Annotated in this window: 22 protein-coding genes, 4 tRNA genes and 1 other RNA gene; 24 read left to right on the forward strand and 3 right to left on the reverse strand. The window is 27.3% G+C overall.

All coding sequences use genetic code 11. The features are described 5' to 3' along the window. Nucleotides 1-38: 38 nt before the first annotated feature. Nucleotides 39-1028: a DNA polymerase III subunit delta gene (gene holA, locus BVAVS116_RS02255; RefSeq protein WP_040351337.1), complete on the forward strand. Its 990-nt coding sequence runs from the start codon at nucleotides 39-41 to the stop codon at nucleotides 1026-1028. Between the two features lie 3 nt (nucleotides 1029-1031). Beyond that, the gene (locus BVAVS116_RS02260; RefSeq protein WP_040351338.1) at nucleotides 1032-1673 is read left to right on the forward strand and encodes a hypothetical protein; all 642 of its coding nucleotides are present in this window, start codon (nucleotides 1032-1034) and stop codon (nucleotides 1671-1673) included. Between the two features lie 74 nt (nucleotides 1674-1747). Here the strand turns inward: BVAVS116_RS02260 and uvrC are convergent, their stop codons facing one another. Then, nucleotides 1748-3544 (reverse strand): excinuclease ABC subunit UvrC, encoded by a 1797-nt coding sequence (gene uvrC, locus BVAVS116_RS02265; RefSeq protein ID WP_006068683.1) that lies wholly within the window; start codon nucleotides 3542-3544, stop codon nucleotides 1748-1750. Between the two features lie 122 nt (nucleotides 3545-3666). On the opposite strand from uvrC, the gene BVAVS116_RS02270 reads away from it, so the two are divergent. From BVAVS116_RS02270 to BVAVS116_RS02285, 4 genes are all read left to right on the forward strand, one after another. Continuing rightward, entirely contained in the window at nucleotides 3667-5184 is a 1518-nt protein-coding gene (locus BVAVS116_RS02270) for a fibronectin type III domain-containing protein (protein ID WP_040351339.1), read from the forward strand. After that, nucleotides 5177-6487 carry a tetratricopeptide repeat protein gene (locus tag BVAVS116_RS02275; RefSeq protein WP_006068420.1) on the forward strand — a complete coding sequence of 437 codons (1311 nt, stop codon included), beginning with the start codon at nucleotides 5177-5179 and terminating at the stop codon, nucleotides 6485-6487. The genes BVAVS116_RS02270 and BVAVS116_RS02275 overlap by 8 nt, the downstream gene beginning before the upstream one ends. Before the next feature lie 62 nt (nucleotides 6488-6549). Further along, nucleotides 6550-6638, forward strand: a tRNA-Ser gene (locus BVAVS116_RS02280). 56 nt (nucleotides 6639-6694) lie between these two features. Further along, nucleotides 6695-6781, forward strand: a tRNA-Ser gene (locus tag BVAVS116_RS02285). A 31-nt stretch (nucleotides 6782-6812) separates the two neighbouring features. Here the strand turns inward: BVAVS116_RS02285 and BVAVS116_RS02290 are convergent. Next, complete coding sequence (locus BVAVS116_RS02290; protein WP_006068433.1) at nucleotides 6813-7520, reverse strand: hypothetical protein; 708 nt, start codon at nucleotides 7518-7520, stop codon at nucleotides 6813-6815. 74 nt (nucleotides 7521-7594) lie between these two features. Here BVAVS116_RS02290 and BVAVS116_RS02295 point away from each other — a divergent pair. From BVAVS116_RS02295 to BVAVS116_RS02370, 16 genes are all read left to right on the forward strand, one after another. Further along, nucleotides 7595-7668 (forward strand) — tRNA-Arg (locus BVAVS116_RS02295). Nucleotides 7669-7684: 16 nt separating this feature from the next. After that, nucleotides 7685-7771, forward strand: a tRNA-Ser gene (locus BVAVS116_RS02300). Nucleotides 7772-7774: 3 nt separating this feature from the next. Then, nucleotides 7775-7871: signal recognition particle sRNA small type (gene ffs, locus BVAVS116_RS06140), an RNA gene on the forward strand. A 231-nt stretch (nucleotides 7872-8102) separates the two neighbouring features. Continuing rightward, on the forward strand, nucleotides 8103-9785 hold the full coding sequence (gene dnaX, locus BVAVS116_RS02310) for a DNA polymerase III subunit gamma/tau (RefSeq protein WP_006068753.1): 1683 nt from the start codon (nucleotides 8103-8105) through the stop codon (nucleotides 9783-9785). 4 nt (nucleotides 9786-9789) lie between these two features. Further along, a complete protein-coding gene (efbC, locus tag BVAVS116_RS02315; protein ID WP_006068457.1) occupies nucleotides 9790-10089 on the forward strand; it encodes a nucleoid-associated protein EbfC in 300 nt (99 codons plus the stop codon). Nucleotides 10090-10259: 170 nt separating this feature from the next. Further along, nucleotides 10260-10769: a nucleoside-diphosphate kinase gene (locus tag BVAVS116_RS02320; protein WP_006068348.1), complete on the forward strand. Its 510-nt coding sequence runs from the start codon at nucleotides 10260-10262 to the stop codon at nucleotides 10767-10769. A gap of 277 nt (nucleotides 10770-11046) precedes the next feature. Continuing rightward, the gene (locus tag BVAVS116_RS02325; protein WP_040351365.1) at nucleotides 11047-11574 is read left to right on the forward strand and encodes a hypothetical protein; all 528 of its coding nucleotides are present in this window, start codon (nucleotides 11047-11049) and stop codon (nucleotides 11572-11574) included. Next, nucleotides 11571-12260, forward strand: coding sequence for an LptA/OstA family protein (locus BVAVS116_RS02330; RefSeq protein ID WP_006068847.1), 690 nt, complete (start codon nucleotides 11571-11573; stop codon nucleotides 12258-12260). Before BVAVS116_RS02325 ends, BVAVS116_RS02330 begins: the two co-directional genes overlap by 4 nt. Then, the gene (lptB, locus tag BVAVS116_RS02335) at nucleotides 12238-13029 is read left to right on the forward strand and encodes an LPS export ABC transporter ATP-binding protein (RefSeq protein ID WP_006068883.1); all 792 of its coding nucleotides are present in this window, start codon (nucleotides 12238-12240) and stop codon (nucleotides 13027-13029) included. The genes BVAVS116_RS02330 and lptB overlap by 23 nt, the downstream gene beginning before the upstream one ends. Next, the gene (gene pgeF / locus BVAVS116_RS02340; protein ID WP_006068786.1) at nucleotides 13026-13715 is read left to right on the forward strand and encodes a peptidoglycan editing factor PgeF; all 690 of its coding nucleotides are present in this window, start codon (nucleotides 13026-13028) and stop codon (nucleotides 13713-13715) included. Before lptB ends, pgeF begins: the two co-directional genes overlap by 4 nt. Before the next feature lies 1 nt (nucleotide 13716). Further along, nucleotides 13717-14463 carry a Nif3-like dinuclear metal center hexameric protein gene (locus BVAVS116_RS02345; RefSeq protein ID WP_006068693.1) on the forward strand — a complete coding sequence of 249 codons (747 nt, stop codon included), beginning with the start codon at nucleotides 13717-13719 and terminating at the stop codon, nucleotides 14461-14463. Nucleotides 14464-14473: 10 nt separating this feature from the next. Next, nucleotides 14474-14986: a signal peptidase II gene (gene lspA / locus BVAVS116_RS02350; protein ID WP_006068582.1), complete on the forward strand. Its 513-nt coding sequence runs from the start codon at nucleotides 14474-14476 to the stop codon at nucleotides 14984-14986. Nucleotides 14987-15030: 44 nt separating this feature from the next. Further along, nucleotides 15031-15210 (forward strand): hypothetical protein, encoded by a 180-nt coding sequence (locus BVAVS116_RS06860; protein WP_006068366.1) that lies wholly within the window; start codon nucleotides 15031-15033, stop codon nucleotides 15208-15210. 13 nt (nucleotides 15211-15223) lie between these two features. Further along, nucleotides 15224-16045 (forward strand): YmdB family metallophosphoesterase, encoded by an 822-nt coding sequence (locus BVAVS116_RS02360; protein WP_006068430.1) that lies wholly within the window; start codon nucleotides 15224-15226, stop codon nucleotides 16043-16045. 98 nt (nucleotides 16046-16143) lie between these two features. Further along, entirely contained in the window at nucleotides 16144-17427 is a 1284-nt protein-coding gene (murA, locus tag BVAVS116_RS02365) for a UDP-N-acetylglucosamine 1-carboxyvinyltransferase (RefSeq protein WP_006068475.1), read from the forward strand. A 661-nt stretch (nucleotides 17428-18088) separates the two neighbouring features. Continuing rightward, the gene (locus tag BVAVS116_RS02370) at nucleotides 18089-19459 is read left to right on the forward strand and encodes an MATE family efflux transporter (RefSeq protein ID WP_006068742.1); all 1371 of its coding nucleotides are present in this window, start codon (nucleotides 18089-18091) and stop codon (nucleotides 19457-19459) included. A 184-nt stretch (nucleotides 19460-19643) separates the two neighbouring features. Here the strand turns inward: BVAVS116_RS02370 and BVAVS116_RS02375 are convergent, their stop codons facing one another. Next, nucleotides 19644-20033 carry a hypothetical protein gene (locus BVAVS116_RS02375; RefSeq protein WP_040351341.1) on the reverse strand — a complete coding sequence of 130 codons (390 nt, stop codon included), beginning with the start codon at nucleotides 20031-20033 and terminating at the stop codon, nucleotides 19644-19646. Between the two features lie 355 nt (nucleotides 20034-20388). Here BVAVS116_RS02375 and tuf point away from each other — a divergent pair, with 355 nt between their 5' ends. Further along, nucleotides 20389-21573: an elongation factor Tu gene (gene tuf / locus BVAVS116_RS02380; protein ID WP_006068879.1), complete on the forward strand. Its 1185-nt coding sequence runs from the start codon at nucleotides 20389-20391 to the stop codon at nucleotides 21571-21573. Between the two features lie 67 nt (nucleotides 21574-21640). Next, nucleotides 21641-21952 (forward strand): 30S ribosomal protein S10, encoded by a 312-nt coding sequence (gene rpsJ / locus BVAVS116_RS02385; RefSeq protein WP_002557068.1) that lies wholly within the window; start codon nucleotides 21641-21643, stop codon nucleotides 21950-21952. Nucleotides 21953-21983 lie beyond the last annotated feature (31 nt).

Genomic DNA, 21983 nt, shown 5'->3' on the forward strand with positions numbered 1-21983 from the left:
GTATAATATATTTGGCACTTGGATTATAATTTACTTTGATGCAAGTGGTTTATTTATTGTTGGGTAGTGAGCAAGGTTTAAAAGAAGCTTATTTAAAAGAACTATTAATCAAGATGGATGCTTTTAAATCAGAAGTTTCAGTTACTAAAATTTTTTTGTCAGAACTCTCGGTTGTAGAATTTGCTGAGAAGTTGTTTTCCAATTCTTTTTTTTCAAAAAAGGAAATTTTTATTGTCTATGAGGCTGAACTTTTAAAAGCAGGAAAAGATTTAGAACTAGTATATAATGCAATTTTAAAGTCTAACAATAAAACTATTATTTTTGTTTCTAGCAGTAATACATGTAATATTGATTTTAAGAATAAGCTTAAGTTTATAAAAAAAGTTTTTTATGAGATTTCTGATGATGATAAATTTACATTTGTAAAAAGAAATTTTTTTAGTCTTAATATTAAAATTACAGATTCTGCAATAAATCTAATGCTTTTAATGCTAAATTCAGATACTAAAATTTTGAAATTTTATATAGATTCTTTTGCGCTTTTTGCTAAGAACAACACCATTGATGAGGAAGATATAACTTCTTGGATTAGTTTTGTTAGATTTGAAAATACTTTTTCTTTATTTAATTCAATTTTAAAAAAGGATATGGCTCATTCTTTGATAAAGATTAAGTCTATTTTGGACCAGGGAGAAGATTTGCTTAGTATCTTAATGAGTCTTATTTGGCAATTTAAAAGATTATTAAAGGTGCAAATAGATTATAAGACATGTGGAAGTTTGCAGAGTGCATTGAATAAAAATAAAATTTTTTTTTCATTAAATAAAATTTATAGAGTAGGGGTTAAAAATTATTCTATTGCAGAAATAAAAATTATTTTGAAAATTTTATATAGGTTTGATTTATACTTGAGGATTTATTCTAAAAATATTCATCAAAATTTGTCATATTTTTTAATATTTTCAATCTTAAAGCTTAATAATAATTTTTTAATGCATTGTTCTACAGAGCCAAAATTTAATTTTTAATGTATGAAGCAAAAATTAAGTTGGATTATATTGTTTTGTTTTTTATCTTGTAAATCTGAATCTAGATTGGCAGAAATTGTTTTAATAAAGTTTCTTGATTCTATTAAAAATTTTCAAAACAGTCCCGAAATATTTTTTGGTTATTTGAATATTCCAAACGATGATGATCTGAGAGCAAAAATTTATGGGTTAAAATTTCAGGCAAAAGATGATTTTATTTTTTATCCTTTGTTTTTTAATAATCTAAGATATGAAATAATAAGTAAAAAAAATATTTCTAATGGCTTTGAATTTGAAGTTATTATTAAAAATGTTAACTTTCAAAACGGGATCGAAAAATTTTTGGTTAAATTAAATAAAATTGAAGGAAAATCTTCAAAGATTAAAAATTTAGAAAAAAAAGAGCGTAAAAAAATATTTGATAATTTAATAAATGAAGTTGTTGAAGAGTTAAATAATTTTGATTACACCGAGATTGTTCATTTTTTTAGGGTAGTCAAGAGTTCTTCTGAAGGCTATAAAATAGAGCTTTTGGGAGATGTTTTAAATATACAAGTTAGAAACAAGCTTATTAATGATCTTTTTTTAGTTTTATCGCCTGGAATTTCAAATAGTGTTTTAATTTTAAAAAATATTAATAAATAATAATCTATTTTAAAATTTTGTAATTTTATCGTTAATTTATATAGGTTATGTAAAATTTAAATTGAATTTAAAATTTATTTACCGTGATTATGAATTTTTATTGCAAATTCTTTTATTCTTTTTGCAAGTTGAATATTTACTTTTATTTTTTCTGAAATTTCATTTTCACTTAAAGGTAGTATATCTTTATAGGTTCCAATTGATTTTAATATTTTTTGTGCTGTTTTTTCTCCAATTCCATGTATTTTTGTGTACAATAGAGTTATGTTTTCCCTTCTTTTTTTGTTAAATCCGTTAGCTTTTCTGTGTGCTTCATCTCTTACATTTTGTAGTATTCTAAGAGCAGGATGTCCTTGAGGTAGATTTATTCCTTTTTTGTTGGTTATTAAGAATATTGTTTCGTGTTTTTTTGCCAATGAGCAGACTTTAACTTTATTTTCTATTTTTAGTCCTTTTAAGATAGAAAAAGCAGCATTTAATTGTCCTTTTCCTCCGTCAATTAAAATTAAATTTGGTAGTTCTAAGTTTTTATTGATTATTTCTGAATATCTTCTTGAGATTACTTCCTTTATTGCCTTAAAGTCGTCAATTTCTCCTTTTAATAGCGAGTTTAGCTTGTAAAGCTTGTAGTTTTCTTTAAAAGGAATTCCCATTTTAAAAGTAACCATAGAAGCTACTGTTTCTTGACCTTTAAGATGAGCAATGTCAAATCCTTCAATTATTTTGGGAAGTTTGTCCATTTCTAGAAAAATTTTCAAACTCTCAAGTGCTTTGTTGCTTTTATTTTCATATTCTCTTAAGGATAATTCAGCATTAGATATAGCCATTTCCATTATTTTTAAAATTTCTTCTGTTTCTTTGTAAATAATTTCTGTTTTTGTATTTTTAATTTCATTTATTAGTTTTTCAACATTTTTAGTGTCGATATCTTTGAGAAAAATATGAATTTTGTCTGGTACTACCATATTAATAGATGTGTAATATTGAGTTAAAAATTGTAAAATCAATTCATTTTGTTTACATATACTCTCATCAAAGTTTGCGTCTCTTTCAACTAATTTTCCATTTCTGTATTTTAACACTATTATTGTATTTATATTTTCTCCTGGATGAACATGTACATAGTCTATGTTTAAATTATTGGTTTTTGTAACGATTTGGACTTGATTAATTTCTATTAAGGAACTTTTAGTTTCTCTCAATTTAATAGCGGTTTCAAAATCTTCTTTTTGTATGGCAAGTTTTAATTTAATGTCAATTTGGCTTAATATTTCGGATGTATTTCCGCTTAGTATGGATTTTGCTTTATCTAATTCTTTTTGATATTCTTTTTCAAGGTTTTCTTTGTAGCATACCCCAAGGCACTGTCCCATGTGGTAATATAAACAAGGAACATTGGATTTTTTTTTACATTTTCTAATTTTAAATGTTTTGTTAATAAAATCTAGAACTTGGTCTAATTTTTTTACATTAGTAAATGGTCCAAAATATTCGCTTTGGTCATTAATTATTTTTCTAGTTTTGAAAATTCTTGGATATTTTTCATGGGTTATTCTTACCATGGGATAACCTTTTCCGTCTTTTAATTTTACATTGTAATCAGGCTTATGAGTTTTGATTAGATTGCATTCTAAAAGCAATGCTTCGTATTCGCTGTTTGTTGTAATAACTTCTATTGATTTTACATTTTTCATTAGTATTTTAATTTTGTGACTATTTTTTTCTAAAAAATAACTTTTAATTCTTGATCTTAGATTTTTTGCTTTTCCAATATAGAGTATTTTTTTGTTTTCATTTAACATTTTATAGCAACCGCTTGTAGTTGGTAATTGTGTTACTTTTTCGAATAAACTTGCGAGGTTCTCTTTCATAATGTCAGACGGTTTTTAGATTTTAGAAATCATCTTGTGATATAATATTGTATCATAAAGACAGTTTGTTTTATGTTCTGAGGTATTTAAAAATATGAATAATAACAAATAAAAGGTCAAAAATGAGATTAATTTTAATGCTCTTGCTATTTTTTTTGTGCTTTTCTATTCTTTTATCTCAAGAATTGAAGTTAATACTTGATTCAAAAAAAAATTTTAAATTTATTCAAGATTCTAGCAATATTACTTTTGAAAGGGATATGAGGGGTTTGCTTGGTATTTATTTGGATAGATATAAAACTGTTTTGGATTTAAATAATATTGATTTACGCTTAGAAATTGGAAGGGATAACAAATTAAAAGACACATCTTCAAACTATTTAGTTAGTTCAGAAAGTTTGAGAGTTTCAAATGAATTTCGTAATGTCTCTAACGGTTCTTTAATTTTTTATTCAAATCAAAATCCTGTTAAGTTTAAGCCATTGACAAAGAAAGCTTTCTTTTCTTCAGGTAATACTGTTTCTGATTTTACTATTAAGTTTTGGGTATATCGAACAACTTCTGTTACAGGAGAAATTATTTTTAGTTGGGATGGCTATAAAAATATTAATAATTTATGGGTAGATCAGTCTATTAGATTAGAAAGTGATGAGGGTAATTTTGTTTGGGTTTTAAACAATGTCTTTTTAAAAGACAATAAAAATCCTATTAAAATTAGAATGAAAAGCAATGATGATTTTATTCCAAAGAAATGGCATTTACATACTTTAAGATATAGGCAAAGGGATGGCATACTTGAGTATTTAATAGATTCTAAACCTCAGGCAATAGAATATATAACAAATGACAAGAAGGAAGGATCAGGATATTTATTAAGTATTGGCAATTTTATTGATTTTACCTTGGGAACTTATTTTACTGGTGCGGTTGAGAATTTGGAAATACATAAAAGTTTTGAAGAGGTTAGTAATGCTTTTTTTTCAAAGAATATGGGATATATTATTACAGAGCCTATTAAGCTTTCTAAATATTATTCTCAAGTATTATCCTTTGATGTTGATTCTAATGTTCCTAAGGATACAGAGATTGTTTATTATTACAGATTAGATAATAAAGTATTTTATGATACAGATAGCTATGGAAATATTAAGAAAAATTTAACTGGAGCGTGGATTCATTTTGATCCCAAAAAAGATTTTCCAGATTCAAAGATATCAAAATATATTCAAATAAAAGTTGAATTTTATCCTAGTGGGGATTCTGTTAGCAGTCCTTCTCTTTATAGTATGTCGATTACTTATGTTCCTGAAGCAGCTCCATTTCCCCCTGTGATAACAAAAGTTATTCCGGGCTCTAGAGAAGTTTTTATTGAGTGGATTCCTGTTATTAATAGTAGTGTTGAAGGGTATTATATTTATATTGGTGTTGCCTCTGGTAATTATCATGGAAAAACCGGCGGTGTTTTAACTTCTCCTATTGATGTTGGAAATCAAACTTCTTTTAAGATTACAGGACTAGAAGATGGAAGGCTTTATTATATTAGTATTGCTGCTTACAATTTAGATAAGAGTGTTAATAAAACTTCTTTTTCAAAGGAAATTTCTGTAAGACCTATGGAGATTTTTAAAAAATATGAATAATTTTAGTTTTGAAAAAGCTTTAAATTTTTATAAAAATGGTGACTTTAAAAGTTCTCTTGACAATTTGGATATTTTTGATGAGAATTTTGATTCTCTTTCGCTTAAAGCGCTTATTTATTTTAAAAAAAAGGATTATAAGGCTCTTTCATATGTGTTAAATACTTATCCTGTTATTTTGAGTGAATATAATTTTTTAGTTAAGCTTATAGATTATGGTAAAGTTGAAAAAAATAAAGATGATCTAAGTCCTTTTGAAAATTATAATTTGGGTGTTTTTTATTTTAATTTAAAAGAATATGAACTTGCGTTAAGTTGTTTTTTGAAAGCTAAAGAGCAAAAACCTGATTTTATACAAGCTTTAAACAATAGTGCTGTCTTATTTGAAATGTTGGGCAACAAAGATGAGGCTTTGAAATTATTTTTTGAGGCTAGAGATTTGGAACAAAACAATTCTCTTGTTAAGCTTAATATTTGGATTTTAAAAAATATCAAATCTCTTGAAATAGTAAGCTTTTTGAAAGTAGAAGAAATTTTTTTTGATGCCAATCTTGCTCTTGTTGTTAATTATTTAATGTATTATTTTTATTCTATTGGAGAAATAAGCAGGGCTATTAGGCTTTCTGAAAAATTTTTAACAGATTCTTATTATTCTAAGTATATTTGGCACAATAGAGCAACTATTTTCCATAAAATAGGCAACATGACTCAAGCTACAGCATCTTATGTTAAAGCCATTTTGAATTTTTCAAATATTTATACAATTTATAATATGCATATTGCAACAATTGAGCTTTTAAAATTTTCTCCTAAAAAGTCTATTGAGAGAATGGTTAATGATTATTCTAATTTAGATTTGATATATTTGTATGCAACCTTATTCTTTCTTAGAAATCGTGATCTTGAGGATGCCTATTTTTACATGAAAAAACTTTGTGAGCTTAATCCAGAGCCTTATTTAAAATTTTTAAAATTACTTGAGTCTAGCGAGGATATGTTAATTGAAAATCTGCTTGAAGAATTTGCACTATCTTTAAGAGTAAATCGGTATTTGGAGTATTTATTTTTTATTGACAATTCTTTAAATTTGAGAGACCCTATTTTTATTTTTGATCACAATATAAGGGTAAATACATATATTTGGAGAATTAAAGACGAGTGCATTGAATTAAAATTTAGCAATAATGAGGAAAAAATGGTTCAAGAGGTCTTAAATGAAGAATGTATTTATTCTGAAGTTGACATTTCTATTGGGGATTTTCAAAATTTAATAGAAGCTTATAAAGAGTTTAGAATGAATTATTAATATTTGCAGTTTATTTAGTTGACAATAATAATATCTCTAAGATAATATGTATTAATGTTGTAGGAGAGATGCCAGAGTGGCCGAATGGGGCTTCCTGCTAAGAAGTTGTCCTTTTAAAAGGGGACCATGGGTTCGAATCCCATTCTCTCCGTAATTATTTAAATCTTGACAGTGCGTACTTTATTTATTAAAATTTGTTTTATCTCTGGAGAGGTGGCAGAGTGGTTTAATGCTACGGTCTTGAAAACCGTTGTAGGTGTAAGCCTACCGTGAGTTCGAATCTCACCCTCTCCGTAATTGTTGTGTTTAATTTTAAGCATTAAAATTAAGAGTGTAAATGTTTCTTGTGTTGGTGTTCATTTTCTGTGTTTTCATGTATAGGGAATTGAAATTCGATTTTGTCGCAGTCATTACAATCAATTAAGAATGGATTGTAAAAAATTATAATTTGGTTATTTTTAAAGTAATATTTATATCTTGGAAAGATTGCTGTGAATTTTTTTTCCAATTCATTTGGGTTGAGTTTATCTTCTACGTTAAAATCTTTAATCTTATGTTTTAACTGTTCTTTTAATACGTTTATTAGAGAGTCTAGCTGATCTTTTGATATTATTTCTGAAATTTCTATTTTTTTGTTTCCTTTTAAGTTTAAGGAGTAATATTTTAAAAAAGAGTTTGATTCTTTTTCTTTGAAGGATTCTTTATATAGGATAGATGTAATGCCAATATTTTCATTTTTAAATACTGTAAAGCTGGAAAAATAAAAATATTCATTTTTTGAATTTTCGGTTTTTGATATTTTATTTTCGATATCTTTTTTCCATTTTTTTATAAAATTTTCAAATTCAAAGTTTGTATTTTCCATAAAAGGAATTTTTGCATCTATATTGAGAATATTATTGTTTTTTAGTATTTCTTTTTCTTTAATATTTTTAGTTTTAATTGTGAATTCAGAATTAACTTTCTTAGAGATTGATCTAGAGCATGATAAAATAGATAATATTAAAAGAAAAATTATTATTTTAGTTTTCACAACTTCTCCATTTTCTATTGAATGTTTTTATTGTAATAAATAGTAATTTTTATTACAATAAAAATTAATTGTTTGTGTCCATAGCTCAGTTGGATAGAGCGTTAGATTGCGATTCTTAAGGTCGGAGGTTCAAGTCCTCTTGGACACGAAAAATTTGTTAGTTTGGAGAGATGGCCGAGTGGCTTAAGGCGCACGCTTGGAAAGCGTGTATACAGTAAAATGTATCATGGGTTCGAATCCCATTCTCTCCGGTTCCTAGGACCCGTACTACTAAATGTTGCTGAATCCCGTCAGGACTGGAAGGTAGCAGCGGTAAGCGATTTTTTTGGTGAGTACGTAAGTCTTAGGTTTTATTTTGAGCCAAAATGTGATGCTTTGCTTTATGTTAAGATATGGATTTATCTTTTTGAAACTTTCAATCTTGTTATATTTTCTTAGGAAGCTTTTCTTTTTTAGATGTTTTTTATGCTTTATAAAATTCTTTGGTAATTCTTTTAAAGTAATAGTTCTGAAGTATAAATATGTTATATAGTATATGTTTATAGCATTTTGCTTATTAAAATATTGGGAGGTAAAAAGTTAATGGCGTCTTCAAGAGGCACTGCTCTTAAGAAACGCCCCAGAGATTTCAACTCTCTTGAAGGGCAAGATTTTGTTGTTGAGACTTTAAAGCATTCTATAGAAAAAAACAAAATAGCAAATGCTTATATCTTTTCAGGGCCAAGAGGTGTTGGTAAAACTTCATCAGCTAGGGCTTTTGCTAGATGTTTAAATTGTAAGAATGGTCCGACAGTTATGCCTTGTGGAGAGTGTAATAATTGTAAATCTATTGAGAATGATAGCAGTCTTGATGTTGTTGAAATTGATGGTGCTTCAAATACTTCGGTTCAAGATATTAGACAAATTAAAGAAGAGATAATGTTTCCTCCTGCAATTTCCAAATATAGAATATATATTATTGATGAAGTTCATATGCTTTCCAATTCTGCTTTTAATGCTCTTTTAAAAACAATTGAAGAGCCCCCAAATTATATTGTTTTTATTTTTGCTACTACAGAGTCACATAAGCTTCCAGAGACAATAAAAAGCAGATGTCAGCATTTTAGTTTTAAACTTTTATCGTTAGAAAAGATTTATAATATGCTTAAGAAGGTTTGTTTTGAGGATCATATTAAATATGAAGATGAGGCTTTAAAATGGATTGCATATAAAAGTAGTGGTAGTGTAAGAGATGCTTATACTCTTTTTGATCAGGTCGTTTCTTTTACTAATTCTGACATTAAATTAGATCAAATAAGATCTAAGATGGGCTTAACTAATGATGAATTTTTGGAGAAATTGTCAATTAGCATTCTTAGTGAGGATGTAAAAGAGTTAATTTGTGTTCTTGATTCTATTTTTTTGGCTGGGGTGTCTTATGAGCAATTTTTGCTAGATTCAATCGAATTTTTTAGAGAGGCATTATTTTTAAAGATAGGTATTAAAAATTTTGAGTTTATTGGAATTAAGTCTGAGGATTTGAGAAAGAAATTAATTGAGTTTGATTTAAATTATCTTGAGAGAATTATTGTTGTTTTGCTTGAAACCTACAGGGATTTGCAATTTTCAGTTAATCCAAGGTATGAGCTTGAAATTAATTTTATTAAAATTTTAAGACTTAAAAACTATATTCCAAATCATATTTTAATAAAACAAATTCAAAATCTTGAGGACAATTTGTTAGAAAATATAGCTTTAAATTCAAACAATTTTGATGTTTTAGTAAATAAGAATAGTAAAGACGGTGTAACTTTTATTTCAGAAAAGCCTAGCTTAGAATATGGATTTTCTGAAATAAAATCTTTAGAAAAAGAGGAATCTAGTTGTGATGAAAATTTGTCAACAAAAATTGATAAAAATCTTTTAAAGACTGATAGCATTGATGAGATTGATGAGATTTTCATTGAGGATGATGATTCAAGCAAAACAAATGATTTTATTGATATAAGAGATAAATTTATTTATATTGTTTCAAGATATATTCAAACTTTAGTTCATTCAGGAGAAGTTGTTATTGATGACAATGTTCTTTATTACAAGGTTTTTAGTGAATTTGAATATAATGAACTTCAAAATTATAAAAGTGAGATAAGATCTGAATTTTATAAAGAATTTCCCAATTTAAGTATTGTGTTTCAGAAAAATTTTAAAAACCTTGAAAAGGATTTTGAAAAATTAGAAACTGTAAAAAATATTTTTGGAGCAAGTGAAGTTTTGGAGGGATAAAAATATGGCAGTAAATCCGTTAGATTTTTTGAAAAATATGTCTAGTGTTAAGAATAATATTGATAATATTAAAAAGGAAATGTCTAAAATTACTGTTTGTGGTAAAGCGGGTAGCGATATTGTTACTATTGAGATGGATGGCGAATTTAATGTTAAAAAAGTTTCAATTAATAAGGAATTTTTTGATGATTTAGACAATGATGCTTTTGAGCAAATGGTTAAATCTGCTTTAAATGATGCTGTTTCAAAGGTTAAAGAAGAAATAAAATTAAAAACTATGGGGGTTCTTCCTTTTGGAATGTAGTTGTTAATTTTGTAAAAGTTATATTTTGATTTTTTAATATAATGTTAAGCGCTTTATAATCTATAGTATTCCGTATAAATTTAATTAATTAGATATGATTTAGGTATTGAGTAAGTATTTTTATTTATTTAATTATTTTTAAATGCATGTCCTAAACCTAGGAGGATTTTATGTCAATGTTATTGCAAAAAACTTTATGTATTATTAAACCAGATGGAGTTAGGAGGGGTTTGATTGGTGATGTAGTTGCAAGATTTGAAAAGGTAGGTTTAAAAATGGTAGCTGCTAAAATGCTTATTGTTGATGAGAGTTTAGCAAAAAAACATTATTTGTATGATGATATTGCTTTTAGGCATAGTGAGGCAGTTTGGAAGTCTTTAATTGAATTTATTTCAAATTCACCCGTTTTTGCATTTGTTGTTGAAGGAGTTGAAAGCATTGAGGTTGTTAGAAAGCTTTGTGGTGCTACTGAGCCAAAATTAGCTATTCCTGGAACAATACGAGGAGATTTTTCTCATCACAGTTTTAGATATTCAAATGAAAAAGGTTTTTCAATTTATAATGTGATTCATGCATCTGCAAATGAGGTCGATGCGATTCGTGAAATACCAATTTGGTTTAAAGATAGTGAAATTTTAAACTATAAAAGAGATGATGAATGTGAACATTATTATTGTTAATTTTTATAAATTGATTTCTTTAAAGGTATAAATTTTAAATTGCCAATTTAATTCCAATCTAAAATAAGAACAATTTTTGTACTTTTGTTGAATTTTTTACATTTTTAGGAGAATTTTTATACGAAAGACTGTTTTTAAGAGTGGTGTTTTTATTTTGCTTTCATGCTTTACATTATAATTGATTATGTAAATAAATTTTGTTTGATAAGGTTTTTAATGTTATGTTTAATATATTTTTAATTAAAATAAGAAATTTTTAGTCTTGTAAAAAATGTTTATGAGAATACTTAAGCTTTATTCGTTATTTTTGTTTTTTGCTTGTACTTTCGATTATGATGAATATTCTAATAGGTCTGATGTGGCTAAAAAATTTCCTTCAATACAAATATTAGGAATCAAGTATTATGATGTTGTATACAATAAAGAGCAAGCTGTTTTAGAGTCTTTAAGTTTTAGTTATTTTAATGACTATAAAATTTATAAGGCAGAGAATGGTAGGTTTTTATATCATTCGCTAGATAATGAAATTTCAGGTAAGTTTAATAATTTGGAAGGTTCTTATATTACAAAGGATTTGGATATGAGAGATTCCGTAGAATTTAAAATAGAGGATAAAAATAATTACTATTTGCTTAATTCAAATAGGCTTTTATGGAAGAATAAAGACAAAAAATTGCAATCTCCTCCAAATGAGCTAGTATTAATTAGATTTAATGATAGCAAAATAAAAGGAAAAGGATTTTCTTATTTTATAAAGAGCAATATTTTTTATTTTGATTCTGGGGTTGAAGGGATCATGAATTGAAGGATTTAATTTTAATATGGATTTTTATTATTTTTGTTAACAATATTCAAGCAGTGCAAATAGAATCTGAATCTGAAAAGCTTAAAGGAGGCGAAGAAAAAAATACTAGTTTTACCTTTAAGTCAGATTTTGCACAAGGGGTAGTGTCTTCTTTTTATAAAAAAATTGTTTTAAAAGGAAATTCAGAGGTTATTTCGTCAGATTTTAAACTTAGAGCAGATGAAATTGAAATTTATGGAGAAAATGGTTCTTATCTTGAGGCTCGAGGTAATGTTTTTTATGAAGATTATAAGAATAAGATGCATGTTAAAGCTCAGTTTTTGTTTTTTAATAGAAAATTAGATAATTTTTATCTTCAAAAAGGAGTTGAGCTTGAAGACTTAGAAAATAATATGGTTATTAAAGCAGAAAGAGTTGAAGGCAGTAATAAAGCTAATGTTTATATTATGCAATATTCTGTTAAAATATATAAGGATGATACTTTTGCAAGAGCTGAGAATGGGACTTATAATAAAGAAGAAAAAGAAATGATTCTTGAAGGGGTTCCAGTAATTTACCAGAAAGATAACTATTATTCTGCTTCAAGAATAATTTTTAATACAAAAACTAATAGGTATAAACTTGAGGGAAGTGTTGAGGGAGAGTTTACTCAAGTTGAAAATGATGTTTCTGAAGAAAAAAAATAAAATAAAAGAGATCAAGGAAAATCTTGATCTTAATTCTGTTAATAATGTTGTTTTAAAAGCAGATAATATTGTTAAAAAGTATGGTGAAAAATTTGCTATTAATGGTATCACGATCGATATTCATAAGGGCGAAGTTGTGGGGCTTCTTGGTCCAAATGGAGCCGGAAAAACAACAACATTTTATACTATTGTAGGTTTTATTAGGCCTAATGCGGGCAAAGTTTTAATAAATGATTACAACATCTCATCTCTTAATATGTATGAACGTGCTCGGATAGGAATTGTGTATCTTCCTCAAGATGCTTCAATTTTTAGAGAACTTACAGTTGAAGAGAATATTATGGTTGCTTTAGAGAGAAGAGAGGATTTATCTAAGGCTGAGCGAAAAATAGAACTTGTGAATTTACTTAAAGAATTTGAGATAAAAAGAATACAAAACCAAAAAGCTTATACTCTTTCTGGGGGAGAGAGAAGGCGTGCAGAGATAGCAAGGGCTTTGGCTGTAAATCCCTATTTTTTGCTCTTAGATGAACCTTTTGCTGGTATTGATCCTATTGCGATTGGGGATATAAAGAATATAATAAAAATTTTAAAAGAAAGAAACATTGGTGTTCTTATTACTGATCATAATGTAAGAGATGCTTTTGATATAATCGATAGAGCTTATATTGTTTATCAGGGGCAAGTGCTTGATGAGGGTGATGTTAATTATATAATAAGCAGTGAAAAGGCCAAGAAGCTTTATTTGGGAGAAGAATTTAGATTATGAAAACAATAGATCATGAACTTTATTATGAATTTAGAGTAGCTGATGATGTTAAAATGATTTATACCAAAAAACCTTTTAGTCTAAATTTAAGAGAACTTAGTAATGATAATTTAAATTTTGTTCCCAAGTCAAAGAAAATAAAATATTTAAAGCAATTACATACAGATATTATTTATAAAGTTGAAGATGATTTTATAAATTTTCAAGAAGGAGATGGTCTAATATCTAGTTCTTTAGATGTAGCTCTTGTTGCATACTTTGCAGATTGTCTTCCAATATACTTTTATGATTCAGTAAAAAAATTTATAGGAATTATTCACAGTGGATATAAAGGAAGCTTTAACTTGATTATTTTAAAAATGTTGTTTATGTTTGAAAAAATGGGATCAACTTTTGAAGATTTAAAAATTGTTTTTGGACCTTATAATAGATCTTGTTGTTATGAAGTTTCTGAAATTTTCTTGAAAGAAGTAAGTAATAAATTTAGTAAAGATTTATTAGATACTGCTTTTGTGAAAAGAGATGGTAAAATATACTTTGATAATGCTAGTTTTAATTTGAGCTTGCTTTCTAGTTTTAATTTAAATATTTATAATTCAAAAATTTGTACGTATTGTTTGGAAAATCTTTATTCTTATAGAAGATTAAGGGAAGGTCAAAGTTATGCTTTGATTTGGAGAATTTGATTTGAATGTAAGAGATTTGTCTTTTAAGCTTAATTCAATTTTTGATATAAAGAAGTATGAGCATGTTGATAAAAATTTAAACGGTCTTCAAGTAGGAAGTCTTGATGCCAAGGTTAGCAAAGTTGCCTTTGCTGTTGATGCTAGCTATTCAGTTTTAAAAGAAGCAAAAGGAAATGATTTTTTAATTACGCATCATGGTATTTTTTGGTCAAAAAAAGAGCGTATTGTTTCTAATATGTATGATAAGATGAAATTTTTGATTGAAAATAATTTAGCTCTTTATTCGGTGCACTTGCCTATGGATGCTCATTCTATTTATTCACATAGCAAAGTGTTTGCAGATTTTTTAGGATTAAAAAATCCTTTTGCTTTTGCAAATTATGGGGGGTTTAATCTAGGAGTTATTGCTGATTCTTCTTTTAGCTTTTCTGAAATTTTGGAAAAAATTAAAAAGGAAAATAAACACATTCTTTTTTCGAAGAAGTTTAAAGAATCGGTGAATAAGGTTGCAATTGTTAGTGGTTCTGGGTACTCTTTTTTTGAAGAAGCTTTATGTCATGGTATAGATTTGTTTATAACCGGAGATACTTCTCATCAAATATATTCTTTAGCAGAAGAATGTGGAGTGAGCTTAATTTTTGCGGGTCATTATTTTACTGAAACTTTTGGTTTAATTAAATTAATGCAAGATTTTAAAATTCAAGAAGATTTAGAGGTTGAATTTATTTGTAAAAATACTAATTTATAAGGATTTTTGTATGAGCACTAAAAATAAACGATATTTCAATATTTTTGTATTTATTATTAGTTTAATTTTTTTTGATCAACTTACTAAGTATTTGGTTGTAAAGTATGTCAAATTGGGTTCAATATATTTTTCCTTTTTTGATAATTTTTTTAGGATAATACATGTAAGAAACACAGGCATTTTATTTTCTATGGGTTCTAATATCCATTATAGTTTGAAAAAAATTTTTTTTCTTGCAATGCCTATTTTCATTTTAATATTTGTTTTTTCTCTTTCTGTTAGGGAAAAAAATTGTATTGCCAGAACCTCATTTTTATTAATTTTTTCAGGGGGAGTGGGGAATATTATTGATAGATTGTTTAGACCTTCTGGAGTTGTAGATTTTTTAGATTTTAAATTTTTTGGAATTTTTGGTCTTGATAGATGGCCTACTTTTAATTTTGCAGATAGTTATGTTGTTATAGGAATGATTTTATTTTTGGTTTATGATTTTTTTATAAAAAAAAAAGCACTTAATACATGAAAATTTTTGGTTTTATTTTATGCGTGTTAATGAACTTATCTATAATGTTTTTAGTTTTCTTTTTAGAGTTTCTTTTAATTGTTAAATTTGGTATTATCGTAAAGCCTTATTTGCAATTTATATTGATTTTAATGATGATTGTTTTTGCTGTTGTGGTTGGGTATTTTGTGTCAATTTTTATTGTAAGAAGTCTACTTATTAAGTTATTTAAACTAGATCAATAAAAAGAGAAGCTTTGTGTCTTTAAGGGTTTTAATTGCTGGAGAGGTTGTTGGTAAAGCTGGGATTATTGCAATAAAGTCTTTTTTAGCATCCTTTAGAGTTGAAAAAAGGATTGATTTTGTAATATCTGGTAATAATTTTACTACAGGGTTAAGAGGTCTTGGCAAGAAGCATGCCTTTTTATTAAAAAAGTATGGTGTTGATGTGTTAACCTTAGGAGAAAATGCTTTTGCAAGGCCTGATTTATCTGGTGATCTTGATAAGTATAATTTTATTTTAAAACCTTTAAATTGTCCCGCAAAATTAAAAGGATATTCTTATTTTATTTATAATATTAATGGTAAAAAATTGGCTGTAATGAGGATTGTAGGTCAAACAGGAATAACTAAGTATAAATTTAATCATCCTTTCTATAGTTTTGATTCTTTTTATGAAAGAATCAAAGTGCAAACAGACAATATTATTGTTCTTTTTGATTCAAATACTACGGCTGAAGTTAATGCTTTGTTTTTTTATTTAAAATCAAGAGTTAGTGCTTGTCTTGGGATTGGGAAAAGAATTTTAACAGCTGATTTGAGAATTTTAGATAACACAGCTATTATAACTGATTTGGGCAGAGTGGGCAGTTTGGATAGCGTTATTGGATATGTTCCTAATTTAGAGGCGGATAAATTTTTGAAAGGATTTTTAAATCAAAGATTTGATGAATCTTGGGAAGGTATTGGTTTTAACGGTGTTTTAATCGATATTGATGAGAATGGGCATTCTTTTTCTGTAGAAACTGTTAGAGAATATATAGATTATAAATCAATTTTAAAAGATGTGGATATTATTTAATATTCAATTTTTTAGGTATTATTTAAATTTGATTGATCTTATCTGTGTTATTTAATTTTATTAGTTTTCTTATGTATATTATTATAGGAGGATGGGTTATGCATAGTTATATTGTAGAAGGCGGTTTTAAGATAGGTGGTCAAATTACAGCCAGTGGTAATAAAAATTCTGCTTTACCTTGTATTTTAGCTTCTTTGCTTACCGATGAGGATGTTATTTTAGAAAATATTCCCAATATTAATGATGTGAGAGTTGTTTTAGATATTTTAAGTGATGTAGGAGCAGATATTGTAAGAGAGGGTAATACTTTAAAAATAAAAGTTTTAAATATTGTAAAAACAGAAATTGATTCTTCTCTAACGGATTTAATTAGGGCTTCAATACTTTTATTAGGACCTTTTGTTTCAAGATTTGGCAAAATAGATATGGCGCTTCCAGGAGGAGATGTGATTGGGAAAAGGCGTCTTGATACTCATTTTTACGGCCTTTGCAAACTGGGTGCTGAGCTAAGCAAAAAAGATGGAAGAATTGTTTTAAAGGCCAATAAGCTTGTTGGAGCTGAAATGTTTTTAGATGAAGCTTCTGTTACAGCCACAGAAAATATTATTATGGCCTCAGTTCTTGCTGAAGGAAATACCATCATTATGAATGCTGCTTGCGAACCACACGTGCAAGATTTATGTAATATGCTTAATTCAATGGGTGCTAATATTTTGGGGATTGGTTCAAATGTTTTAGAAATAAAGGGTGTAAAAAAATTAAGTGGAACAATATTTAGAATAGGAGCCGATTTTATGCAAGTTGGTTCTTTGATTAGTCTTGCTGCATTAACAGGGGGCGAGTTAGAAATTAAAAAAGCAGATCCCCAGCATTTTAGATTAATTAGGCATATATATTCAAGACTTGGTATTAATTTTGAATATGATAGAGAAAATTTATATGTAAGAGATAAACAAGAATTAAAAGTTAAGCTAGATTTTGGCGGACACATTCCAAAAATTGATGATGGTCCTTGGCCAGCCTTTCCAACAGACCTTATGAGCATTATTATAGTCACAGCAACTCAAGTAGAAGGCACAGTTCTTGTTTTTGAGAAGATGTTTGAATCTAGAATGTTTTTTGTAGACAAATTGATAAAAATGGGGGCTAGAATTGTACTTTGTGATCCACACCGAGTAGTGGTTACGGGTAAATCTCCTCTTAAAGGCAATGTTTTATCTTCTCCAGATGTGCGGGCAGGAATGGCTCTTCTTATTGCTGCTTTTGTTGCAGAAGGTAGCAGCGAGATTCAAAATGTTTATCAAATTGAAAGAGGATACGAAGATGTAGTTAGCAAATTAATTAATTTGGGGGCAAAAATCAAGAAAGTTGAAAGTCAATAACTTAGTATTGGACTTTATTATCTTATATGCGGTTTATGAAAAATCTTTTTAAAAAAGAATAGAGAATAAAGATAAGGTGTTGATAGGTTGAATTAAAAATTAATTTAATATAAATTAATTTTTATTGTTGGCATTTTTTGTTATTGTATTTAGTTCAGCTGTAATTTTAAGTATTATTAGGGTTTTGGAATTTTTTATCTAATGTTATTTAATTTTTTCTATTTTATAGTTTAAAGATTTTGATATAAAAAATAATATTGAAAGGTTGAGAAAATTTGCAGAGGTATTTTTGATTTTGAATTTTTGCCTTTATAATATTAAGTATTCTTTTAAATAAGTGTTTATTGCCCTGCTTTAATTCGTTAGAATGGTTTAATTTTTTAAATTATTGATTATTTATGATTAACATCAGTATTGTTAAATTTTTTATATCAGATTTTAATTTTTCTGTTTTTGGATATGAATTTTTGGAGTAGCAGGTTAATAGATTTTATTTGCATCTTGACCAATTTAATGTATAACATGCTAGCTCTAATTGTTGTGAGATTATATATTGATTTTTAATTTTTGAAATTAAAAATCAAATACTTTTTTATTATTGATGGATAAATTTGAGTTTAAATTTTTTATAAAAAAATATTTTAGATAAGGATAAAATTTTATGTCTACAGATAAGAGTAAGACTAGGGAATTGATATTAAATGGCAATTTATACAAGGTTCTTTTTTTAATAAGTTTTCCTATTGTTGTAACCAATATTATTCAAGCTTTTTATGATCTTACTGATATGTTTTATGTTGGTAAGCTTGGAGCTATGCCTTTGTCAGCGCTTTCACTTGCTGGTCCTGTAAATTTTTTTATTATGGCTATTGCTATGGGTATGGCTACAGGAAGCATTTCTTTGATTTCAAAGTGTATAGGAGAAGGAAATTTTTCTCGTTTTTCAAGATATGCAGGGCAACTTATTGTTTTAAACTTTGTTTTATCCTTATTTGTTACTATTTGTGCTCTTTTTTTTATTGAGCATCTTTTAGATTTATTGGGTGTAAAAGGCGAGCTTAAAGAACTTTCAAGAGTTTATTTTTATGTGACAATTTTTGGAATACCTATTATGTTTTTAAGTATTTCAATTACATATATTTTAAATGCTCAAGGAGAAACTATCCTTTCAATGATAATAGTTTTATTTGCCAATGTTGTTAATTTTATTCTTGATCCAATTTTAATATTTAGTTTTAATATGGGCATTGTTGGGGCTGCTTGGGCTACTTTATTTTCAAAATTGTTGACAGTTGTTTTTTATTTATTTTTGACTTACAGGCTAAATCGTGGATTAAAAATTTATCCGAAAGATTTAGCGCCAGATATAAGATCTATTAAAGAAATTGTTAATTTGGGATTGCCTTCAACTTTTGGGCAAATAATGGTTTCGTTGTCTTTTTTTATTTTTAATTATATTGTTATTGAGATTAGTCCAAAATTTTTAGCGGCGTATGGACTTACAAATACCATTATTTCTTTTTTATTTCTTCCTGCTATGGGAATTGGTACTGGAATTATTTCAATTGTTGGTCAGAATCTTGGTGCTAAGAAAATCAATAGGGTGGGCGAAGTTTTGAAAAAAGGATTTTTTATTTCTTTAGCAATTTTATTAATAATAAATTCGATTGTTATTACCAATAAACAGTTTATATTGAAGTTGTTTACAAATGATTTAGAAGTTTTAAATTATGCTAATAATTATTTATTGTTAACAACTATTGGTACTTTTGGATATGGACTACAACAAGTATTTTTTGGAGGACTTATAGGGTCTGGTAGGACAAAAATTGCAATGATTATTGTTTTTATTAGGTTGTGGCTTATTCGTATTCCAGTAGTTTTTATTTTTCAATATTTTGGTATAATTGAAGATTCTTTAGGTTATGCTTTTATAATTTCAAATTATTTAGCAATTATAATTTTAGTTGTTTTTACTTGTACTCGTTATTGGACCAAGTCTGTTTTAATTAAAAAATACAATAGTAATTGAGATTTATTTATATTTTACTAAAGGAAATAGTTGATTTATTTTAAGTAAATTTAATATTTTTGGTCTTTAAAATAGATTTTAGATTCTTTGTAATCTATTTTTGAGTGCAGTAGTTTATTTGTAATAAAGCTTACTTCAAGTTAAATTAATGTTAATAATTTTGGTTTTAAATTGTTACTATTTGTTATTGTTTTTCAAAAATATATAGTATGTTTTTTCTTTTAGTATTGATTTTAGTTTTTAAATGAAAAGTTTTTGTCTCAAGTCCATTAAGCTTTTCCCTAATTAATTCACCCGTTTTGCTGCCTTCTTTAAAAATTGCCAATGAATTTGCATTTATATTGTCGCTACTTTTGTTTTTTAGAGTAATTATTAGATTGTTTTTGCTGTCGGATTTGTAGTTTACTATTTCTACTTTTTTATTAGTTTTTATAGTGCTAATAAGATAGGTAATTTCTTGTGCATGTTCTTTTGATTTTATTGTACTTGTTTTCATGCAAGACATAAAAACAATTGAAATGCTAGGAATTGTAAATATTGGTAATAATTTAAGCTTAAATTTTTTAGTTTCCATTATTTTCATTATATTTTTTTATTGGGTTAGTGTTAATCTTTTTATAAAATAAAGATTTTTGATTAATTTTAAATGGTTACTAGATTTCAAAAATTATTTACCATTGTTTTGAGATTAATTGAGTTTAAAAGTTAAATCATATTGACTATATTTTATAAAATGTGTAGAATTTTAAAGCTATTAAAATTTTTTAGAAAAACACGCAGTGCGGGTCAATTTCTAAAAATTGATTTTTTTATTTTTTTTTGATTGTTTGTAGCTATTTTCTTATTTTAATAAGAGTAAATTTGTTAAAATTTTTTAAAGAGATTAAACGTAAGTAGCTATTTAGAATGTGAAATTTAGGAGGTTAATCATGGCAAAAGAGGTTTTTCAAAGAACAAAACCGCACATGAATGTTGGAACAATAGGGCATGTTGATCATGGTAAAACAACATTAACAGCGGCTATTAGTATTTATTGTTCAAAATTAAATAAAGATGCAAAAGCATTAAAGTATGAAGATATTGATAATGCACCCGAAGAGAAAGCAAGGGGAATAACAATTAATGCTAGGCATATTGAGTACGAAACAGCTAATAGACATTATGCTCATGTAGATTGTCCAGGCCATGCTGATTATATAAAAAATATGATTACAGGAGCAGCTCAAATGGATGCAGCGATACTTTTAGTTGCTGCTGATAGTGGTGCTGAGCCCCAAACAAAAGAGCATTTGCTTCTTGCCCAAAGAATGGGAATAAAGAAAATAATAGTTTTTTTGAATAAATTAGACTTGGCAGATCCTGAGCTTGTTGAACTTGTTGAAGTTGAAGTTTTAGAGCTTGTTGAAAAATACGGCTTTTCATCTGATACTCCAATAATCAAGGGTTCGGCTTTTGGGGCTATGTCAAATCCAGAAGATCCTGAATCTACAAAATGTGTTAAAGAACTTCTTGAATCTATGGATAATTATTTTGATCTTCCAGAAAGAGATATTGACAAACCATTTTTGCTTGCTGTTGAAGATGTATTTTCTATTTCAGGAAGAGGTACTGTTGCTACTGGGCGTATTGAAAGGGGTGTTATTAAGGTTGGCCAAGAAGTTGAAATAGTTGGTATTAAAGAAACTAGAAAAACTACTGTTACTGGTGTTGAAATGTTCCAAAAAATTCTTGAACAAGGTCAAGCAGGGGATAATGTTGGTCTTCTTTTGAGAGGAGTTGATAAAAAGGATATTGAGAGAGGGCAAGTTTTGTCAGCTCCAGGTACAATTACTCCACACAAAAAGTTTAAAGCTTCAATTTATTGTTTAACTAAAGAAGAAGGCGGTAGGCACAAGCCATTTTTCCCAGGGTATAGACCACAATTCTTTTTTAGAACAACAGATGTTACTGGTGTTGTTGCTTTAGAAGGCAAAGAAATGGTTATGCCTGGGGACAATGTTGATATTGTTGTTGAGCTGATCTCTTCAATAGCTATGGATAAAAATGTAGAATTTGCTGTTAGAGAAGGTGGGAGAACTGTTGCCTCAGGAAGAATTCTTGAGATATTGGAATAGTTTAAGGCTTTAGAGATATATTTATATTATATTTAATTTAATACTCTCTAAAGTTTAGGAGAATAAATTGATTGCTAAAGATAAGATACGCGTAAGATTATTTAGTTTTGATGTTAAAATATTAGATCAAAGTGCAGAATCTATTGTTAAAGCTGTTCAGAAGGCTAAGGCCCAGATTAAGGGCCCAATCCCTTTGCCGACAAAAATAAAAAAATATACTGTTTTACGTTCTCCTCATGTCAATAAAAAGTCAAGAGAGCAATTTGAGATGAGAACTCATAAAAGGCTTATTGATATCTTAGAACCCACTTCTGCTTTAATGGACTCTTTAATGAAATTAGAGCTTCCAGCAGGTGTTGAGGTAGATATTAAACAGTAAATGATATTTTAAGTATATGAATTTGAGGTGT

This window comes from Borreliella valaisiana VS116 (genome assembly GCF_000170955.2).
GTDB classification, from domain to species: domain Bacteria; phylum Spirochaetota; class Spirochaetia; order Borreliales; family Borreliaceae; genus Borreliella; species Borreliella valaisiana.